Source organism: Mycobacteroides franklinii (assembly GCF_001853795.1).
Classification (GTDB): Bacteria; Actinomycetota; Actinomycetes; order Mycobacteriales; family Mycobacteriaceae; genus Mycobacterium; species Mycobacterium franklinii.
This window is the reverse complement of sequence record NZ_MLIK01000019.1, coordinates 2,175,692-2,195,033: the sequence shown is the minus strand read 5'-3', so window position 1 is coordinate 2,195,033 and position 19,342 is coordinate 2,175,692. Positions and strand designations below refer to the sequence as shown.

19 protein-coding genes and 1 tRNA gene are annotated in these 19,342 nt (G+C 63.9%); 7 read left to right on the top strand and 13 right to left on the bottom strand.

Features of this window, described 5'->3' with window-relative positions; genetic code table 11:
- Positions 1 to 4 precede the first annotated feature (4 nt).
- Positions 5 to 349 (top strand): hypothetical protein, encoded by a 345-nt coding sequence (locus BKG76_RS25025; protein ID WP_131815825.1) that lies wholly within the window; start codon positions 5 to 7, stop codon positions 347 to 349.
- On the opposite strand, the gene BKG76_RS18110 is transcribed toward BKG76_RS25025, so the two are convergent.
- From BKG76_RS18110 to BKG76_RS18070, 9 genes are all read right to left on the bottom strand, one after another.
- Positions 332 to 1,186 carry an N-acetylmuramoyl-L-alanine amidase-like domain-containing protein gene (locus tag BKG76_RS18110; protein ID WP_070938818.1) on the bottom strand — a complete coding sequence of 285 codons (855 nt, stop codon included), beginning with the start codon at positions 1,184 to 1,186 and terminating at the stop codon, positions 332 to 334. The genes BKG76_RS25025 and BKG76_RS18110 overlap by 18 nt on opposite strands.
- A gap of 24 nt (positions 1,187 to 1,210) precedes the next feature.
- Entirely contained in the window at positions 1,211 to 1,783 is a 573-nt protein-coding gene (locus BKG76_RS18105; RefSeq protein ID WP_070938817.1) for a nuclear transport factor 2 family protein, read from the bottom strand.
- Between the two features lie 367 nt (positions 1,784 to 2,150).
- Positions 2,151 to 2,717, bottom strand: coding sequence for an LppU/SCO3897 family protein (locus tag BKG76_RS18100; protein ID WP_109420792.1), 567 nt, complete (start codon positions 2,715 to 2,717; stop codon positions 2,151 to 2,153).
- Between the two features lie 930 nt (positions 2,718 to 3,647).
- A tRNA-Ala gene (locus BKG76_RS18095) sits at positions 3,648 to 3,720 on the bottom strand.
- A gap of 57 nt (positions 3,721 to 3,777) precedes the next feature.
- Positions 3,778 to 5,052 carry an MFS transporter gene (locus BKG76_RS18090; RefSeq protein WP_070938815.1) on the bottom strand — a complete coding sequence of 425 codons (1,275 nt, stop codon included), beginning with the start codon at positions 5,050 to 5,052 and terminating at the stop codon, positions 3,778 to 3,780.
- The gene (pgm, locus tag BKG76_RS18085; RefSeq protein WP_070938814.1) at positions 5,049 to 6,680 is read right to left on the bottom strand and encodes a phosphoglucomutase (alpha-D-glucose-1,6-bisphosphate-dependent); all 1,632 of its coding nucleotides are present in this window, start codon (positions 6,678 to 6,680) and stop codon (positions 5,049 to 5,051) included. The genes BKG76_RS18090 and pgm overlap by 4 nt, the downstream gene beginning before the upstream one ends.
- Before the next feature lie 49 nt (positions 6,681 to 6,729).
- Positions 6,730 to 7,053: a YbjQ family protein gene (locus tag BKG76_RS18080; protein WP_070938813.1), complete on the bottom strand. Its 324-nt coding sequence runs from the start codon at positions 7,051 to 7,053 to the stop codon at positions 6,730 to 6,732.
- 26 nt (positions 7,054 to 7,079) lie between these two features.
- A complete protein-coding gene (locus BKG76_RS18075) occupies positions 7,080 to 8,585 on the bottom strand; it encodes a carboxylesterase/lipase family protein (protein WP_070938812.1) in 1,506 nt (501 codons plus the stop codon).
- 43 nt (positions 8,586 to 8,628) lie between these two features.
- Complete coding sequence (locus BKG76_RS18070) at positions 8,629 to 10,149, bottom strand: carboxylesterase/lipase family protein (protein WP_070938811.1); 1,521 nt, start codon at positions 10,147 to 10,149, stop codon at positions 8,629 to 8,631.
- Positions 10,150 to 10,410: 261 nt separating this feature from the next.
- On the opposite strand from BKG76_RS18070, the gene BKG76_RS18065 reads away from it, so the two are divergent.
- The gene (locus BKG76_RS18065) at positions 10,411 to 11,877 is read left to right on the top strand and encodes a DUF4185 domain-containing protein (RefSeq protein ID WP_070938810.1); all 1,467 of its coding nucleotides are present in this window, start codon (positions 10,411 to 10,413) and stop codon (positions 11,875 to 11,877) included.
- A gap of 17 nt (positions 11,878 to 11,894) precedes the next feature.
- On the opposite strand, the gene BKG76_RS18060 is transcribed toward BKG76_RS18065, so the two are convergent.
- Positions 11,895 to 13,088, bottom strand: a complete 1,194-nt coding sequence (locus tag BKG76_RS18060) for a thiolase family protein (protein WP_070938809.1) — start codon at positions 13,086 to 13,088, stop codon at positions 11,895 to 11,897.
- 116 nt (positions 13,089 to 13,204) lie between these two features.
- Between BKG76_RS18060 and BKG76_RS18055 the strand changes: the two genes are divergently transcribed.
- Both BKG76_RS18055 and BKG76_RS18050 read left to right on the top strand, forming a co-directional pair.
- The gene (locus BKG76_RS18055) at positions 13,205 to 13,630 is read left to right on the top strand and encodes a winged helix-turn-helix transcriptional regulator (RefSeq protein ID WP_070938808.1); all 426 of its coding nucleotides are present in this window, start codon (positions 13,205 to 13,207) and stop codon (positions 13,628 to 13,630) included.
- Entirely contained in the window at positions 13,627 to 14,142 is a 516-nt protein-coding gene (locus BKG76_RS18050) for a DUF1990 family protein (protein ID WP_070938807.1), read from the top strand. Before BKG76_RS18055 ends, BKG76_RS18050 begins: the two co-directional genes overlap by 4 nt.
- Here the strand turns inward: BKG76_RS18050 and BKG76_RS18045 are convergent.
- Entirely contained in the window at positions 14,139 to 15,047 is a 909-nt protein-coding gene (locus BKG76_RS18045) for a LysR family transcriptional regulator (protein ID WP_070938806.1), read from the bottom strand. The two genes, BKG76_RS18050 and BKG76_RS18045, sit on opposite strands and share 4 nt — an antisense overlap.
- Positions 15,048 to 15,138: 91 nt before the next feature.
- Here BKG76_RS18045 and BKG76_RS18040 point away from each other — a divergent pair, with 91 nt between their 5' ends.
- The gene (locus BKG76_RS18040) at positions 15,139 to 15,615 is read left to right on the top strand and encodes a nucleoside deaminase (RefSeq protein ID WP_070938805.1); all 477 of its coding nucleotides are present in this window, start codon (positions 15,139 to 15,141) and stop codon (positions 15,613 to 15,615) included.
- Between the two features lie 12 nt (positions 15,616 to 15,627).
- On the opposite strand, the gene BKG76_RS18035 is transcribed toward BKG76_RS18040, so the two are convergent.
- Together BKG76_RS18035 and BKG76_RS18030 are read right to left on the bottom strand one after the other, a co-directional pair.
- Positions 15,628 to 17,208, bottom strand: coding sequence for an LCP family protein (locus BKG76_RS18035; RefSeq protein ID WP_070938804.1), 1,581 nt, complete (start codon positions 17,206 to 17,208; stop codon positions 15,628 to 15,630).
- 229 nt (positions 17,209 to 17,437) lie between these two features.
- Positions 17,438 to 18,046 carry a TetR/AcrR family transcriptional regulator gene (locus BKG76_RS18030; RefSeq protein WP_109420898.1) on the bottom strand — a complete coding sequence of 203 codons (609 nt, stop codon included), beginning with the start codon at positions 18,044 to 18,046 and terminating at the stop codon, positions 17,438 to 17,440.
- A 67-nt stretch (positions 18,047 to 18,113) separates the two neighbouring features.
- On the opposite strand from BKG76_RS18030, the gene BKG76_RS18025 reads away from it, so the two are divergent.
- The gene (locus BKG76_RS18025; RefSeq protein ID WP_070938802.1) at positions 18,114 to 18,755 is read left to right on the top strand and encodes an O-methyltransferase; all 642 of its coding nucleotides are present in this window, start codon (positions 18,114 to 18,116) and stop codon (positions 18,753 to 18,755) included.
- A gap of 90 nt (positions 18,756 to 18,845) precedes the next feature.
- Positions 18,846 to 19,202 carry a hypothetical protein gene (locus tag BKG76_RS24905; RefSeq protein ID WP_109420790.1) on the top strand — a complete coding sequence of 119 codons (357 nt, stop codon included), beginning with the start codon at positions 18,846 to 18,848 and terminating at the stop codon, positions 19,200 to 19,202.
- Positions 19,203 to 19,342 lie beyond the last annotated feature (140 nt).

The window sequence follows — 19,342 nt, the reverse complement described above, 5'->3', positions numbered from 1 at the left end:
ACAAATGTTGCTGTTCAACAGAATTCCCCGATATCACGGTGCCGCCCTGCTCGTAGCCTCCATCCTGGCATTGTCCGTGGGTACGGGTATCGCACACGCCGACCCCGGCCCCGTAACACCCCCACCCCCGCCGGTGATCGGGCCATTGCAGTACGGGCCACCGGGATACCCCGCGGCGATCGGGGTTCCGCTGCTTCCCCCGGCACGCTCGGGCGTATCCGTATCGGCCGACGCACTGAGCCCCGTGGCACCACCTCCGGCTCCGCCCAACGCTCCCGGCGGCATCTCGGGAGTACGGACTTCGGCGGACGCCCTCAGTCCTGTCGCAGGGTCAGCGAGTCGGCCGTAGCACCACAATCCCCGGGACCGTAGCGAGGTACTCCCTCAGCGGTGTGTCCACAACTTGGTTGTTCACCTTCAACGACGAGGCGTTGCGCAATACCGGCCCGGTTGGCGTGTGCAAGAAAATCCCTACGTGCGTGACGTCGAGCCCGCCGGCCGTCGCGTAGGCGCCCAGGTAATCACCGTCGCGAAGATTCGCGATGACACCGTCGGAGACACGGGCACTCGGCACATAGACGATTGTGCGTGGCCGCGGCACAAGCCCAGGCAGGTAACTGCCACCGGAATCCTTCAGGTTGAGCATCTTGGCTACCTGCTCCGTGGGCGCCCCAAGACTCGCCGTCACGTCGGTGGCGTTGATGGGCGCATCGGCGGCCCAGTCGGTGAAAAAGTGGCGGCGCTGTGTGAAGCTGACTTCTCCTGCGCGATAACGGATCTGGGTCAGCTGCGCCAGGAAATCGGCACGGTTACTGGACCGCTTCAGTGCTTCGACATAGTCGGCGAATGTGAAGCAGTCCACGCGTGTGAGCTCGACAACCAATTGTTCCGGGACGGAAGAGGATCCAACCAGGGTGTCGGCTCCGTAGGGCACCTGCAGAAAGAAGGCCGATATCCCGGCGCTCAGCTGCGCGGGGTTCTCGGCCGCGAGGCGGTTTCGTTCGGTCAGCAGCTCTTGAAGCCGACGTTCATTCGCCGGGGAGATCTGAACGGTGTCCGCGGACGCGACAGGTGAAGCGCATAGCGCACATATCAGCGCCAGGACGACGAATAGGCCGTAGCGGGGTCGTTCCAGAACTCGACGCATCGTCGTGATGCCTTTCCCGTGCGATCCCAAATAGCCCATCAACCAACGCTACCGATTCGGTGCTCAAGCCCTAAGCCACTCATGCCCTGTCGTTTTGATCGCGGCCTCCTGGTCGCTGCCTCGTGTTGGTTGCACTACGACGACCGCACTGCCGGTCAGCTCGAGGAAGTACGCGAATGCGGCGTACTCCCTCGGATGACGTGCGAGCGCCTCCGGGTCCACATCGACAGGGCCATCGGGATACGTGAACGCGGCAATGTCGTAGATCGCATTGCGCTGCTCGATGCGCCATACCCCGTCGCGCCGCGAGATCCGATCAAAGAAGCGAGCGTGCGACACACAGCCCAGTCTCGCCTCTGGACTGTCGGCCACGATCATGATGTTCGTCTCGGCGAGCGCGCGATCCCCATGAAAGGTGACATACGGGCTAGCGATGAGATGCTTGTTGCGCGCATTGCCGGCGCCGTGATCACGCGAGGCAGCGACGAAATCCCGTGCCGCTCCGGAGAACCATGTCACCGATATTGTCGCGTCTTCGTGGAACAGTGCGGCGAGCTCATCCCACTGGCCATTGTCGCGGTGCAACCAGCCCGTCAACAGGTCGGCGATAGCGAGACGATCCTCTACGCGAGACATGGGGAGCTCCTTCACGAATACGCAGCGACTGAGCCTGACCATAACCTTCAGCGTGGGGAGTTAAGAGTGCCCGCGATCTACCAGGCGAGACGAAGACAAGGGTCTTGGCCCGAGTAACAAATAATCCCAGGCCCTCTCACCTGGGATTATTGTGGAGCTAAGGGGATTTGAACCCCTGACCGCGTCTGAGACGAGCTCGAGCGTATGTGCCGCAACATCATTCGCATCGTCAACCGACCCGCCCGAGCCCATGATCATCGGGCCATGCATCACTCACCCGGCACCCGACTCGGTGCTCGCTGAGCGGGGACGCCAGGGCGACAACGCGACCCGGTGCGGACACGCGCTCATGGCACCGAGTCACAGGCTACTGCTGCGCCTCAGTGCACACTGTGAACCGACGCTGCGGATGCTTATAGCCGCCGCTCGGACAACCATCAAGGCTTGTGGTGTCCAGAATGATCTTGAGCGGCTTGATCCGTTTGGGCGCGTTGGTGTCGGTACAGGCAACCTTCGATACAGGCTGCCCCAGACTGATGCAAGAGTCCTTGACCCACGCCAAGTCCAGGCACGCGGTGTACTGCCCGGTGGCTTCGGAGTCGTGGTAGAAGGATCGATCGGTGTCGCCGCATTCTTTCGGAACATTCACACGCTGAACGATCCGGTAGGTATTTCGGTCCGAGCCACAATCCACCACCGTCAACGACGCATTCACCAGCTCGCCGCCCAAATTCACACATCCACCCACCGGAGCCTCGGCCTGACCATTAGCCGTCAGCGACCCCGGCGACGGGAACTGGCCGGGAATGTTCGCAAAATCAGTCGACTCCTGGTGTGCGGCAGGTGACTTCGGTTGCGGCGTATCAGCGGCACTAGCGCATCCGGTGGCCACAAAAATGCACAAGCTTGCGACAACCCCGACCGTCTTTAGCAAAGAAGTTCCCCTGTTTTCAGACGCGGCGTGTTGCGGCGATACTTGTGTACCGCAGCACCTCGCACCGTTGCACTTTTCATCCATCTTCGGTTAGAAAGAAAATGACCCGGAGGGCTGCAACACAAACCCATTCTCGCCTATAGATCTATCGATACAGGCCACCGATCCACCGTCGCCGACCCCGCAGGTCTGATCGCCGTAGGAAATCTTCTGCCCCGGATTAAGCAGTTTTGACGAAGGTGGATACTTTTTGCATTCGTCCTTCTTATGGGATATGCCGTACGTGTTATCGCCATATTTGTTTACAAGACCCGTATCGCAGGGTCCCGAGCCGATGGCGTGAATATCTTGAAGCCCCGGCAACGGGCCCCAACAGCTGATGAGCTGATTCTGGCCAGCTGGATGCGGTGGGTGACTCATACTGCAGCTAACACCCTCCGCCGTCGAGAAACCGATGGCCGACGCTCCTCTGCTGGCCGCCTGGACATAGGAGTCCACTGACACTTGAGCGTACGTGTTTAGGTCGGGGAAGCCGGGGGGTTCGGCGGCCGCGGTAGTGGTTTGTTGGCATGCGGCTATTAGTGCGGCGCCGCACATTACCTGGGCTATACGGGTCCTTCGTGTTTGAGTCATCGCGGGCTCCTCCTATTGGATGGTGCAGGTGGTGTTGTAGACACGGGGGTCGTATGCGTGGGTGGCGTCTCCGGTTTTCCAGAACTGACTGACCCTGAGTCCGAAGTCGCCCGTACCGGTAGTTGAATTGAGGGCTTGGCTGGTGATAGTTGGCCCGTAGGGCCCAACGGCAGGGGCTGGACCGTGCTGGACCTGCATACTTCGGCGTCGCGCGAATTAGTGTCCCTTTGGGGTCCCCTTGGGGACATCTTGGCCCGAGCAACAAAAAATCCCAGGTCGTCTGACCTGGGATTATTGTGGAGCTAAGGGGATTCGAACCCCTGACCCCCACACTGCCAGTGTGGTGCGCTACCAACTGCGCCATAGCCCCATGTTTAGTTCTGCGTGCCCGCACGAAGTTACACCACGGCGACGGGCTCTCAAAATCTCAGCGCTCGGGACCGCCGACATCCTCTGCTACTTCCTGCATACTCCTAACCTGCGGTGACGCAAGTCTCCCCAGCGTCTCGGGGGCGAATACCCACGCCACGGCCGCGATCAGCGGCATCGCGCCGCCCACCACGAACGCCCACCCGTAGGACGTCTGCTCGGCGATAACCCCGGCCACGACGGGCCCGATCACCAGCCCGATATCGGAGGTCATCTGGAAGGTGGCCAGCGCCGTCCCCGCCCTGCCCCTGCTGCCCACCACATCGGCCACGGCGGCCTGCTGCGGAGACGCATACAAGCCCGCACCGATCCCGCCGATGAGCGAGAGCACGATGAGTACCGGCAGCGACGACACGAAGCCCATCGCGACCACGGTGGAACCGCACACCAGCAGCCCGGCGACCACCAGCGGCTTACGACCGATGTCATCGGACCACGACCCGGCCAGGAAGGCCGTGGACACATCCCCTGCCGCGAATGCGGCGAACACCAGCCCGGCCGCACCCGGCCGCTGATGCAGCACCTCGACCACCAGCAGCGGCAGCAGCGCCCCACGGATCCCGAAGATCGCCCATCCCGCACTGAAATTCGACATCAACGCGGCCAGGAATGTCCGGTGATGCAGCGCCGACGTCAACGTCACCGGGGTGATGTGATGCTCGTCGGCAACCTCCAGCAGTGTGGAGCGCCGCAGCCCGAAGTAGACCAGTGCCGCGACGATCACCAGCGCCGCCGAATAGATGATGAAGGGAGCAGAAAGACTCAGGCCCACAACAGCACTGCCCACCGCGGGCCCGGCCACCATCCCCAGCAGAAAGCTCGAGCCGTACAGCCCCTGGGCGCGGCCCCGGATCTGCTCGGGCGCGATGCGCACCAGCAGCGCGGCCGCGGACACGGTGAACATGGTCGAACCGATCCCACCGAGTGACCGGAACACCAACAGCTGCCAATAGCTGTGCACAAAGGCGCAGATGCCGGTGGACGTGGCGACGATCAGCAGGCCGGTCATGTAGACCCAGCGCTCCCCCAGTCGCTGCACCAGCGCTCCGGCCGCGGGTGCGAACACCAGCCGGAAGGCCGCGAAGGAACTGACTACCGCGGTCGCCGCGGTCACGCTCACCCCGAAGCTGCGGGCGTACTGCGGCAGCGCCGGCGCCACCACGCCGAATCCGAGCGCGATCACCAGGCTCGCGACAACCAGAACCCAGATCTCCCACGGCAGACGTGGCGTTACCGCCGCGTTGACCTCGTTGTAGTCGGGACAGCCACTCAACCGATCACCGCGGAGACAACCTCCCGTGCGGCGTCCTGTACCTGGCTCAAGTGCTCGGCACCCTTGAATGATTCTGCATAGATCTTGTATACATCCTCGGTGCCCGACGGCCGGGCCGCGAACCAGGCATTTTCGGTGACAACCTTGAGCCCACCGATCGGCGCCTCATTACCGGGCGCGTTGGTCAGCTTGGCGACGATGGGTTCGCCGGCCAGCTCGGTGGCGCTCACCTGCTCGGGTGAGAGCTTGCTCAGCACGGCCTTTTGCTCACGGCTCGCCGGCACATCAACGCGCGCATATGTTGGGGCGCCGTACTTCTCGGTCAGCTGCGCGTACCGCTGCGACGGCGTCAACCCGGTGACTGCCAGAATCTCCGAGGCCAGCAGGGCGGCGATGATGCCGTCCTTGTCGGTGGTCCACACCGAGCCGTCGCGACGTAAGAAGGATGCCCCGGCGCTCTCCTCACCACCGAAACCGATTGTCCCGTCGATCAACCCGTTCACAAACCATTTGAAGCCGACCGGCACCTCGATCAGGGTCCGGCCCAGCCCCGCCACCACCCGATCGATGATCGAGGAGCTCACCAGCGTCTTACCGACCGCCGTCTGCGCCGCCCAGCCATCGCGGTGACTGAACAAGTAATCGATGGCCACTGCCAGGTAGTGGTTGGGATTCATCAGTCCCGCATCGGGAGTCACGATGCCGTGCCGATCGGAGTCTGCGTCGTTCCCGGTCGCTATCTGGTACTTATCGCGCGACGCCACCAACGAGGCCATCGCATCCGGCGAGGAGCAGTCCATCCGGATCTTGCCGTCGTGATCGAGGGTCATGAACCGCCAGGTGGCATCCACCAGCGGGTTCACCACGGTCAGCTCCAGCGACCACCGGTCGGCGATCGCGGCCCAGTAGTCGACGCTGGCTCCACCGAGCGGATCGGCGCCGATCCGGATTCCGGCACCCGAGATGGCGTCCAGATCGACCACGTTGGCCAGATCGTCCACGTAGGTCTGCTGGAAGTCGTAGCGCTGCACCGATTTGAGTGCCTGCACCAACGGGATCCGCTTCACCGAACCCCAGCCCGAACGCAGAATCTCGTTGGCGCGCGCGGCGATCGCACCCGTGGCATCGGTGTCGGCGGGCCCGCCATGTGGTGGGTTGTACTTGAACCCACCATCCCGGGGCGGGTTGTGCGAGGGAGTCACCACGATCCCATCCGCCAACCCCGTCGTCTTACCGTGGTTGTGCCGCAGGATGGCGTGGCTCACCGCCGGAGTCGGCGTGTATCGGTCCCGCGAATCCACCGCGACCACAACACCGTTGGCCACCAACACCTCCAGCGCGCTGGTCCACGCAGGCTCGGAGAGCGCATGAGTATCACGACCGATGAACAGCGGACCGTCGATGCCCTGCGAGGCCCGATACTCGACGATCGCCGTGGTGGTCGCCAGGATATGCGCCTCGTTGAAGGCACCGTCGAGGCTGGACCCGCGGTGCCCGGAGGTCCCGAACACGACCTGCTGCGCCACATCCCCCGGATCGGGCTCTATCGCGTAGTAGGCGGTCACCACGTGGGCGATGTCGATGAGATCTTCCGGCTGGGCAGGCTGTCCGGCGCGCGCGTTGCTCACGCACCTGATTCTGCCTGGATCAGATGAACCGTGTCTTACTGAATGGCCGCTATTGGATCGGTTGAATGCCGACGGCCGTCCCGTACGCGCACACTTCGACACCCGTGTTGGCGTACTCGGTGGTCTCGAAACGGAACGCGACGACGGCATTGGCGCCCCTCGATTCCGCCTCGGCCGCCAGCCGGGACAGTGCCTCGCGGCGGCTCTCGTGCAGCAACTGGGTGATGCCCTTGAGCTCGCCACCGGCGATCGACTTGAACGAGGCCGCGAGGTTGGAGCCGATGTGCCGCGACCGCACGGTGAGGCCAAAGACCTCACCGAAAACCGCGCCGATCTTGTATCCGGGGATGTCGTTGCTCGTCACGATGATCATGACCCCAACGTACCGCCGCGGGTCGGCTAGGCGATGGAGGCGACGTCCTGCCACAGCGGGCGCCGATCCCCATCAGGATCGGCCTCCAAACGGGACGGGTTGTCGATGATCAACACCTGACGATCGGGCACCGTATGGGTGGGCCAACCGTCACCGGGCACCCCGGTGCGCGCGAATGACAGCCAGCGGCTTTGCATCTCATCGCTGACAGCGCGCGCTGTCGCCCGGTCCTTGCGGCCGGCGAGGAACGGCGCGGCGATAGTCCGGTACGTGCCGAAGACTGCGAGCAGTTCGATGGCATGGGTGGGTCCCAACCCGTAACGGCGCAATGCCTGCGTCGTGTAGTCGTACCGGTAGAAGTACGTGGGCGCGTGACGGCTATGTGCCTCGGCCACGCGCCACGCCGCCGAACCGAACGCCAGATCCCCTGCCAGCTTCAGCAGCGCCTTCGGCGCCGGATACCCGTCGTAGCCCGCGACAATGCGCTGGACGAAATCAGGTCCGCCCTTGGACAGCGAGTGCTCGAGGGCCTGCGGGGTGATCGGCAGAATCTTGAGGATCTTCGTGAACAGGGTCGCCTCTTCGGCGTTGTACCCGATGATGAGCGGAATACGATGCGCCTCACCGCGTTCCATGGCCTCGTTGGGATCCAGCGGCAGCACATCGCCGTCGATACTGGGCCCGATCCGCAACGACAGTCCCGGCACATGCTTGGCCGACCCAATCAGACGGAACAGCGCCTTCACCAAATCCTTCGGCTTCGCCGACAGCACAGTTTCGGCGGCGTTCGCGTCGGTAGCGCCCAGGTATTTCGCGAACTGACGAGCATTGATCGCGGCATCCTCGGGGTTGACCACCAGCCCGGTGGCGGTGCTCTGGCAGATCGCCCGGTGGAACAAGCCCCCCGCCGAAGGCACGGCGAGCAGCGTGTTCACCGCGTGTGATCCGGCGCTCTCCCCGAAAATCGTCACGTTGTTGGGATCGCCTCCGAAGGCACCGATGTTGTCGTGCACCCACTGCAACGCCAACACCAAGTCGCGCAGGTACAAGTTGCTGTCGATGGTGTGCTTGTCATCCGACAGCGACGAAAGATCTACGCAGCCAAGGGCACCCAGCCGGTAGTTGACGGAGACATACACGCAGCCCCGCCGCGCCAGGCTCGCCCCGTCGTAGAGCGGGGTGGCCGAGCTGCCCAAGAAATACCCGCCGCCGTGGATGAAGAACATGACCGGCAGCGGCCCGCTGATCGGCCCCTCGGGGGCGACGACGTTCAGGGTCAGGCAATCTTCGCTGAGCTTCTGCGGCTTGCCGGGCAGGATGATCGCGTAGCGCTGCTGCTGAATGGAGGCAGCGCCCCACGTACGGCACTTGCGCACCCCCGTCCACGGCTGAGCCGGGCGAGGTGCACGCAGGCGAAGCAGACCCACCGGCGGCTCGGCATAGGGAATCCCACGGAAACGATGTACACCGCCCCGGGTGAATCCTTCGACGGTGCCGTTGGCGGTATTGATGCGGATGGGCTTCTTTGCCATCGGCACATCCTAGGCAACCAACCGGTTGGCCCACAATGCCTGATTAGAGAGTGAGGCTGAATCCTTCCCATGCCGCGCGCCGGGTGGCCTCCGGGTCCAGCTCCACGCGGGTGGCGTGATCGAACACCATCACCGCACGATCCGGCGATTCATAGGTGGGCCAACCGTCACCGGGAATCCCGCTGCGCGCGAAGGCAAGCCATCGTCGTTGCACGTCATTGCTCACCCGCACGGCATCACGACGACCGATGGCGCCCGCCATCATGGTGCCCATGGCGCCACGATAACTATCGAACACGGCGAGCAGTTCTGTGGCGTGGGTGGCGCCCATCCCGGCCATCCGCAGCGCCCCGGGCGCGTAGTCGTAGCGATAGAAATACACCGGCGCATAGCGATGGTGAGCCTCGGCCATTTGCCAGGCGGCCGTGGAAAAGTTCATGTCACCGGCCAGCTTCACGCGAGCGGAGCGCTCCGGATACCCGGGATATGCCGCCACGATGCGATCGCGATGACCCGGTCCGCCTCGTGCCAGCATGCCTTCCAGCGCCGACTCGGACAGCGGCATCATCTTCAGTACCCGGGTGAAAAGCTTGGCCTCATCGGCATTGTGACCGACGATCAATGGGACCCGATGTGCCTCACCATGTTCCATTGCCTCGACGGGATGGCGTGGCAGGTAGTGCCCGTCGATGCATGGGCCTATCGCGAATGAGCCGCCCGGCATGTTGGTCACGATGTCGGCGATCAGCGCGTCCAGCGCCGCGCCGAGTTCGGCGGGGGTCGCCCGCAGCACCGCATCCGCAGCTGACTCCGTTGTCGCACCAAGAATTTCCGCGAACTTCTGGGCATACAGGGCAGCCGACTCGGCCGGCACTGCCATGCCACTGGCGGTGCTTTGGCAGATCGCACGGTGAAACAGACCCGCGGCAGCAGGGGTGGCCATCAGCGTCTCGACGCAGTGGGCCCCCGCGCTTTCCCCGAAGATCGTCACGTTGCCCGGGTCGCCGCCGAATGTCCTGATGTTCTCGCGCACCCACTGCAATGCCAGCACCACATCGCGCAGGAACAGATTCCCGTCGATGGTGTGATCGCGATCGGACAGCGACGACAAGTCCAGGGCGCCCAGTGCACCCACGCGGTAATTCACCGACACATAGACGCATCCACGCCGAGCCAGGGAGGCACCGTCGTACAGCGGGGTCGCCGAGCTGCCCAGCAGATAGCCGCCGCCGTAGATGAAGAACATGACGGGCAGCGGATCGTTGGATGGACGATCGGGTGTCACGACGTTGACCGTCAGGCAGTCCTCGCTTGCGCGCTGAACACGACCCGGTCCCAGCACGCGGTAGCGGCGTCGTTGTGGGGCCGCTGCGCCGAATTCGGTGCAGTCGCGCACTCCGTCCCACGGCAACACCGGCTGTGGTGCACGCAGACGCAGCAACCCGATCGGCGGACGGGCATAGGGAATGGACCGGAAGCGGCGCACACCTCCGCGCACGAATCCCTCGACGGTCCCGTTGGGAGTGGTGACACGGACAGTGGGCGTCTTCGACCCTGAAGCCATGGGAGTCAAGATAGCTGTCATCGACCTCAGATGCGGCGCCGATGCGGCAGATCCAGGTAATTCGCCAGCACCCGCACCATCAACAAGAGATAACTGATCATCACATCCAGAAATCGGACGGCGCCGACGCCCTCGGTTTCGGCCCGGTCACGGGAACGTACCTATCGATGCACCAATAGCCACATTGGCCTCACCTGCCACTATTGTCACGGGAGTCAATTGCTGACGTCGATGTGACGTCCTGCCCCGGGAAGGTCTGACATGTCGACGCGCCGCCGGATCTCCGTGGTTTTGATGACCTCGGCCGTTATCGGATCAAGCGTTGCGGTCGATATCGCCCCCTTGGCGTACGCCGACCCCTGCACCGGTCCCGCCGCAGGACTTCAGCCACCGACTCCGGTCCCCGACGACGGCATACCCGGTCAGGCTCCCCCGATCGGCCGCAGGCCCGCCGGCGCCAACGACAAGGCCCCACTACCAGAGCTGGGCAAGCTGCCCCTGGCAATCCTCAAACAGGTCCTGCCTCAACAGGGCGCGAAGAAGGCGTCCGGGTGGGCGCAGGAACTGGCGCACCCGGGCTTGCCCAACCCGCCGGAGCCGGGCTCTCCGAACGACCTGCAAGACCGGCAGGCCGCCGCCGTCGCTCCCGCTCCTCCGGCACCGGCCGTCGGCCCGGCCCCCGCAGCCGCCGTCTCCCCCTCGACATCAGTGGTCGGCTGGGTGACCGGTGTGGACACCGGCGCCAACACACTTCAAAAGTTCAGCATCTCCGGCACCGACCTCGGAATCATGTGGGACAACGGCGATAACGCCGGCCGCCAGGTATTGATGGCCTTCGGCGACACCTACGGATACTGCGGGATGCGCAGCCAACAGTGGCGCTACAACACCCTGCTGCGCACCCAGGACAAGTCGCTCTCCCACGGCCTTGCGGTGGCGGAGGGATCGACATCCAACCCGTACGCCGGTTCCCCGCAGTCCCGCCCGGGTTACTCCAAGCAGATCATCCCGCCCATCAAATGGGCCGCCCAAGAACGCGGCATCATCCCCACCGCCGCCATCTCCGTCGGCCGGTCCCAGTACATGAACTACATGTCCATCAAGAGCTGGGATAGCGCCGGCGAGTGGACCACCAACTACTCGGCTACCGCGGTGTCCAACGACAACGGCCAGAACTGGAAGACCTTCCCGCAGAGCATCCGCCCGGCATCTCCGGACGCCATCAGCCAGGTGCCGTTCACCCCCGGGAACGAAAACTTCCAACAGGCCGCCTACGTCAAGGGCAACGACGGATACATCTACATCTTCGGAACCCCTGCCGGGCGAAGCGGATCCGGCTTCGTGTCGCGCGCGCTGCCCGGAAACCTGCCCGACGCCCGCCAGCACGAGTTCTGGAACACCGACCGGGGAACCTGGGTGCCGGGAGATCCCAATGCCGCGACACCGATCCTCTCGGGTCCGGTGGGTGAGATGTCCGCGCAGTACAACACCTATCTGAAGAAGTATCTGGTGATGTATGGCGACAAGCAGGGAGACGTGCTGCTCTCCACCTCCCCCGCACCCCAAGGCCCCTGGAGCCCGCCGCAGGTCATCGTCACCGAGTCCCAAATGCCGGGCGGGCCTTACGCGCCGTACCTGCATCCGTGGACCACCGGCAAGGAGCTCTACTTCAACCTCTCACTGTGGTCTGCGTACAACGTGATGTTGATGCGCACGACCCTTCCGTGATCGGTTCCGCCCCCTACCTACAACCGCTCGATGATGGTGGCGTTGGCCAAACCGCCTGCCTCGCACATCGTTTGTAGGCCGTAGCGTCCGCCAGTCTGTTCCAACACCGACACCAGCGTCGTCATGAGCCGTCCGCCGCTGGCCCCCAGCGGATGCCCGATCGCGGTGGCTCCGCCGTTGATGTTGACCCTGGACAGGTCCGCGCCGGTCTCGGCCTGCCACGCCAGGACCACCGAGGCGAAGGCCTCGTTGACCTCGAAGGCATCGATATCTGCCAACGACAACCCGGCACGATCAAGGACTTTCGCGGTCGCCGGGATGATTCCGGTCAGCATGTACAACGGGTCGTCGCCCACTACCGCGACCGAATGCACGCGGGCGCGGGGTGTCAGGCCAAGACGTTGCGCGGTCTCACTGGACGTGATGAGCACAGCAGACGCACCGTCGTTGATCGGCGAGGAGTTGCCTGCCGTGACCTTCCAATCGATCTGTGGAAAGCGCTGCTCCCACAATTCATTACGGAACGCGGGCTTGAGGCCGGCCAGAACATCGACGGTGGTTGATGGCCGTACGGATTCGTCGGTGGTTACCTCGATCAGTTCACCATTCACGTTAGGGGCCTTGATCGGCGCCACATCACGCGCGAACCGCCCCTCGTCCCACGCCCGCGCGGCGCGGTGGTGGCTCTCGGCGGCGAAGGCATCCAACTGCTCGCGCGACAGCCCCCACTTCGCCGCGATCAACTCGGCGCTGATGCCCTGCGGGACAAGCCCATCCGGGTAGCGGGCGGCCACCTCGGTACCAAAGAAATCCTTACCCAGGCTCTGACTACCCATGGGCACCCGGCTCATCGACTCGATGCCAGAGGCAATCACCACATCATAGGCGCCGGCGATAACTCCTTGCGCGGCAAAGTGGATGGCCTGTTGACTACTGCCGCATTGGCGGTCGACGGTCACCGCGGGAACCGTCTCCGGAAGTCCGGCGGCCAAGGCCGCCCAGCGTGCCGTGTTGGAGCTCTGCTCGCCCACCTGTCCCACGGCACCGCTGATCACATCGTCGACAAGGGCAGGGTCAATTCCCGTCCGCTCGACGAGCGCCCGGATGGCATGCGCATGCAGATCGACGGGATGTACGCCCGAGAGTGACCCGCCCGGCTTGCCCTTGCCGACGGGTGTGCGCACCGCGTCGACGATCACTGCATCTCTCATGACCTACCTCCTGGATTCGCCGTTGAACTCCTGTTCTTCCGGTATACGCCCAGTTAGTTGGAAATCACAACTAACTGTGATCGACCGCATACCGTGCTAAGTTGGGTTTCACGACTATGAGAACCTGCTCAATAGCCAATGCCCTCGACGTCGTCGGGGAACGCTGGACCCTAGTGGCCCTGCGGGAGATCATGCTGGGCAATCGGCGCTTCGACGAGATCGTCCGCAATACCGGCGCCAGCCGCGACATCCTGGCGACTCGACTGCGCAAGCTCGTGGACGCGGGCGTTCTGGAGAAACGTCAGTACGAACAGCGCCCTCCCCGCTACGAATACCTGCTGACCGAATCGGGGCGCGCTCTTCGACCTGTGCTGTTCGCACTGATGGAGTGGGGTGACAAGTTCGTGACGCAGGGGCCCCCACCCAGCGTTTGGGAACACCAATGCGGATCGGCGCTGCATGTCCAGCCGACTTGCCAAAGTTGTGCAGAGCCAGTGACATTCGATGACCTCACCCCCCGCCGCATTGGACAGGTTCCATGAGTTCCGACGTATTGACCTACGAACCCGCAGGCGCGACACGCCCGGGTCACGAGAGGTGGCCCGCCACTCCCCCCGGGCTACGACGATTCGAACAGACCATCACCATCGGCCGCGGCGATGACTTCTGGCGTGCGGCCACCCATGCGGTTCTGAACTGGGAAGTCAAACAGCGCAGCGGGTTCCGCGTTGTCCCCGACATCGCGGTGAGCGACGGCGCCGAGTTCCAGATCAGCTTCGGCTGGGGGCCGCTCGCCGTCCACGAGCCCGTGCGCATTGTTGCCGTCGCGGACACCGACGTCCGGTGCGGATTCGCCTATGGCACCTTGCCGGGACACCCGGTGTCGGGCGAGGAGGCGTTCATCGTCCACCGCGACGCTGACGGCACCGTGTTTCTCACGCTTCGATCCCTGACGCAGGCCGCGCCATCCGGTCTCTGGCGGCAAGCGTTCCCGGTACTTCTAGTGGCACAGAAGGCCTTCCGCCGTCGCTACCTACGGTCACTGCAGTCCTAATCCGTCAGCGCCGCAAGGTCCACCAATGCCCGCGCCGGTCCCGTTGGCGGAGTGCCCGGCAGCCATACGGCACGGAATTGGCGGGTGAAGACGGTGCCGTCGGCAGGCGTGACCTCGATGAGTGTTCCTGCCGACAATTCAGGCGCCGCGATGAGGCGGCTGAGTACCGCCGGCGCCAATCCTGTTGCCGCGGCGGCCTTGATCGCGGCCGCGGAGCCCAGCTCGGCCGCCGGTGCCGCGGGCTGACACACCTCACTCAACACCTCCCACACGGTGTCGCGGGTGCCGGATCCGGGCTCGCGCATGAGCAGCGGGGTGATCGCAAGCTCGCGCAGCGTCACCGGCTTGCGCCGACGGGCCCATTTGTGTGTGGGTCCGACCACGATGACCAGTTCGTCAGCACCCAGCACTTCCCCGCCCAGGCCTGGCGGTGCATGCGGTCCCTCGATGAACCCCAGCGTCGCCCCGCCGCCCCGCACCAGCTCACACACCTGCTGTGTGTTTCCAACCTCGAGGGATACCGCGACATCGGCATGCCGTGCCCGAAGAGCGGTGAGCCACAACGGCATCCGATGGTCGGCAATGGTGCGCGACGCGGCGACAACCAAGCGCGGCGCTTGATCGGAGTGCAGCGCAGCCACCCCGGTGACGAACTCGCGTGCCGCGGCAAGCACCGGCGTGGCATAACCCACCACCGCCAGCCCAGCGTCCGTGAGCCGTGAACCTGTGGGGCCGCGTTCCAGCAGCACCAGCCGCAGGCGGCGTTCAAGCGCCCGGATTCGCATACTGGCGGCGGGCTGTGAAATACCGTGCTGACGTGCCGCCGCACCCAGGCTGCCCGCCTCGGCCACGGATACCAACAGGTCCAGCACACCGAGGTCGGGGGTGCCCGGAGGAAGAGCCATAAGACCAGTTTATGACGAACCGCCGAAATGCCTGCTACCGGGCTTAATCACCGGCGGGTAGTGAGGCCACCGGAGCTACGATGGGAAGATCATGGACGACAACGACATCCGACATCTGCGTCGCTGCGTCGAGCTTGCCGCCGAGGCGCTCGACGCCGGAGACGAGCCCTTCGGGTCGCTACTCACCGGGCCCGACGGAGCCGTACTGGCCGAGGATCGCAATCGTGTCGGCGCGGGAGACTCCACCCGTCACCCCGAATTCGAACTTGCTCGATGGTCCGCCGGGAATCTGTCGCCCACCGACCGCGCATCCTCCACGGTCTACACCTCCGGAGAGCATTGCCCCATGTGCTCGGCAGCGCACGCATGGGTGGGACTGGGGCGCATTGTGTACGCCAGTTCCTCTGCCCAGCTGACACAGTGGCTCACCGAGCTCGGCGCGCCCTCGAGCCCGGTTGCCTCGTTGTCCATCAATGAGGTGGCACCCGGCATCGAGACCGACGGTCCCGCACCGGATCTCGCCGACGACGTGCGCGCCTTGCACGTCCGGTTTCGTACGCAGCCGTGATCCGCACGCGAATCACTTAACGCATGGAACGCCGTTCGCGGTGAGCTGACTCAGGTCGGTAGGGGTGGGTGCCTGAATGCCGGTGCCCGTGGCGGCAACTGCGGTCATCTTGTCGGCGGGACTGGCGTCTGCCGACGAGCCACTCTTCGCCCCGGCGCTGTGATGCGCGATGTAGTCGTCCACGGGGAGTTGCGACCCCACGGTCAGTTGGACGGTTCCGGGTGCGACCGCACCGGATTCCGCCATCGGCAGGTGTAGTTGATCGGCGAGGGCCTGCGCTCCCTCTTGCGCATCCGATCCGTAGACAATGGAGCTCTCCGTTGACTGGGTTTCCGCCGTGGAGGCACGGCCACGGGTGAATCCACGCGCCGTGAAGGCATCCTCGACCGCGGCTGCCAGTCCGTCGCGCGATGTCGCGTTGACAACATTGAGCACCACGGGCGCCGCAAGCGGTGGCGGCGGGGAAGCCGCGCCGGCACTGGGCGCCTCGGGCGCGGCATCGGAAGAGAAGCGGTCGTGCACGATCTGCCGGACCGTCGGGAGATCGACGATGTTGACGTCCGAACCGTTCGAATCCTCGCCGAAGTCGGAGATGGGCAGCGTGTAGAAGGACGTCGGCCTCTTGGTCAATTCCGAGGCGCGCGCGGCGAAATCGACAATGTTCAGGCCGGAATCGATCGCGACATTGTCGTGTGCGACGTTCACGATGTTCCGTATCGCGCCGGGGTCCGACATCGCCCCGCCCTTGCGCACTGCGGCCAGAAGCGATACCAGGAATGCCTGCTGACGACGGGTTCGGTCCATATCAGTGAATGACCCGTCGTTTTCATCCCGTCGCTGCCTGACGAAGGCCATCGCCTGAGATGCGTCGATCTGTTGAACGCCTTCGTGGAAGTTGGCGCCGGAAAACTCATCGATCGTGTCGTGGTTGAGGCACACCGTGATCGGCTGCACAGTCTTGGCAATCTGAAAGAACGCGGCGAGTGTCACTTCAATGAAGTGATCGATCTGCACACCCAGGAAGTCACTCACGGTGTCGATCTCGGCCTTGCGCCCCGCCTCACGGGCGGCCTGTTCACGCGCGGTCAAATCTTTGGCGCCCGCGGCATCTGAGTTGCCGTTCGCCTGCGCATCCAGCGCCTGCTGGTAGGCAAATCCGTAGGCCTGCTTGACCTTGCCTTTGCAGACCGACCCGGGGCAGCCCGACAGATTCACATAGTCATCACGCGGGATCGATACCGCGCTGATGGGACCGCCGTTGCCGGGAATGTGCACCACAATCAGCACATTCGCGTTGTACCCACCCGATGTCTCGTCACCGGCGTGCAGTGCGTCGTACATTTCCTGTGGCAGCGGCTGCCCGTTCTGGTCAAGCCTGCTATCGAGCCCCATGAGCAGAATGTTCTGGTCCTGGCCGACGGGAGTGAGCACTCCAGGCAGCACATGCGAAGTGATGATCTGCCCCACCGTCGTGTTGTACCCAGCCCAGCCAAAACCCGTGATGGCCATGACAAATGCGGCAGCCGTACCGACAACCAGGCGGCCCTTCGACAGCACCCAGCGCTGCGACTGGTCAGACTGTAGCTTGCCCATAACAATTGACCATTGTTCTGCAATAGTCGTCCAAAACCCGACAACCGGGCATCGGATTCTCCGGCGAGTCCTCTAACTGTGAGGTGGTTGTGGATCCGGTACGGCCGCCCGCTAATCCGTGCGGGTGAGTCCCAGCACCCGGATTCACTCGGCTGGTCGTGCGTTCGTATTCGGTGGTACTACAACACGCCGGCAATGATATTGGCGTGAAATGTGAGTCTTATCGACATCATTTCAATCGACGCACGAAATCCCCGACCAGGCCGTCGAGGAAGGCGTCATCCACCGCTTCGCCAGTCACAATGACGCGGTAGTACAACGGCGCCACCAGCTGTTCAGCCAGGCGAGCAACATCCACGTCGGCAGGCAATTCCCCTCGCGCCACCGCACGGGCGAGCGGAATCTGGTCGCGAGCCTGCTGTTCGCGCAGATAGCGAGCCCGGAATGTATCCGCGAGCTGTGCGTCATGCTGTGACTGACCAATCAGGGCGCGGAACACCGCACCCGCATCGTCGGTCGTCAGAAATTGCGCGGTGGCGCCCAGATGGTGCCGCAGATCGGTAGCCAGGCCGCCAAGATCCGGTGGGTCCAGCTGGGACGCGGCGTCTTCGAGGAAGACATCCATCAGCACCTCGGCCTTTGAACTCCACCATCGGTAGACGGTCTGTTTGGCCACGCCCGCCGCCTTGGCGATGCCCTCCATGGTGACCCCGGCGTAGCCCTTGGCGACCAGCAGATCGTCGGCGGCGTGAATGACCGCCTCGCGTGCGGTCTCACTACGGCCATGCCGGTTGCCGAAGTGACGGCGCGAGTCGTCTACCCCCTGGGGCCTCGCCATCTCATTCACAACATCCATCGAATCACCACCCTAGACTAGACGATACGTTGCGTCTATTCTAGGAATCATGACCACAACACTTCACGAACCCGAATTCGCCACGATCGTCGACCGGCTCTTCCAGAACGCTTCGCACGATGCGGTTCCCGTGGACCGCGACACCTTCCACAAGAAGTCCGTCGAAGAACGTGCCGAGCTCTTCCAGAACGTCTACGTTCCGATCGCACCCGATGCCGGACGACTCCTCTACAGCCTGATCCGTGCCACCAAGCCGAAGACCATCGTCGAGTACGGACTCTCCTATGGGATCTCGACTCTGCATTCGGCCGCAGCCGTTCGCGACAACGGTTTTGGCCGCGTCATCACGACCGAGCTCAACAGGGCGAAAATCGCCGCTTCACGTGCGACCTTCGCCGACGCCGGGGTGTCCGACCTCATCACCATCTTGGAAGGCGACGCTCGTGAAACCCTGAAAGCCGTTGACGGACCGATCGAATTTCTGCTGCTGGATGGCTGGCCGGATCTTGACCTGCCGATCCTGAAGATCCTGGAAGACAAGTTGGCCCCGGGCGCGCTGGTGATCGCCGACAACGTTGGATTCGAAAGCAGCAAACCATATTTGGAGTACATCCGGACGCCGGAAAACGGCTATGTGAGCGTGGCCTCGCCGATCGGGGAATGCATGGAGCTCAGCTGCCGTTGTGCGTAGCGGTGAAATCTCACAGAAGCGTTGGCGGCGGTCGTCTCGCCAAAGTCTCCCGCCGCCAACGCCTTCAGAACCACTCCAGGAAGGTGTGGCATGTTCCAATCTACCCTCGGCTTGTCGGCCGCGGCGTGTACTTCTCTCGCGTTGCTGTGCGCGCCGCCCGCCTCCGCAGGACCTCAATCTCCTCAGAAACCCAGCGAACTCGGTGCTGAGCTCCAATCGCAGGGCTATAAAGTTCAGTACGAGCGAATTGGCAACTGCGCCTTGGATGCCGGATCGGTGGTCGGCACTCGGATAGGTCCGGCGGTATGGGCGGACACCACCACACAGACCAAGGCCGGTGGCGGCGTTGGTGATGGTCCCGGCACCCGCGGAGGCGTCACCTGGTCCCATGACATCGACCACCAGATCGCCTACATCACGGTGGCATGCAAGCGCGCAGCGAAATGAGCCACACGCACTGGAAACTCCGGGTGGCGAAGATCTTGCCGGAGGCCCGCAGGTAATCAGATGCGCCAGCTACCCTAGGCAAGTAGGGTGCGTTAAATCGGCAGTGACGCAAGGTAGCTGGCGATGCTCGATACACAGGA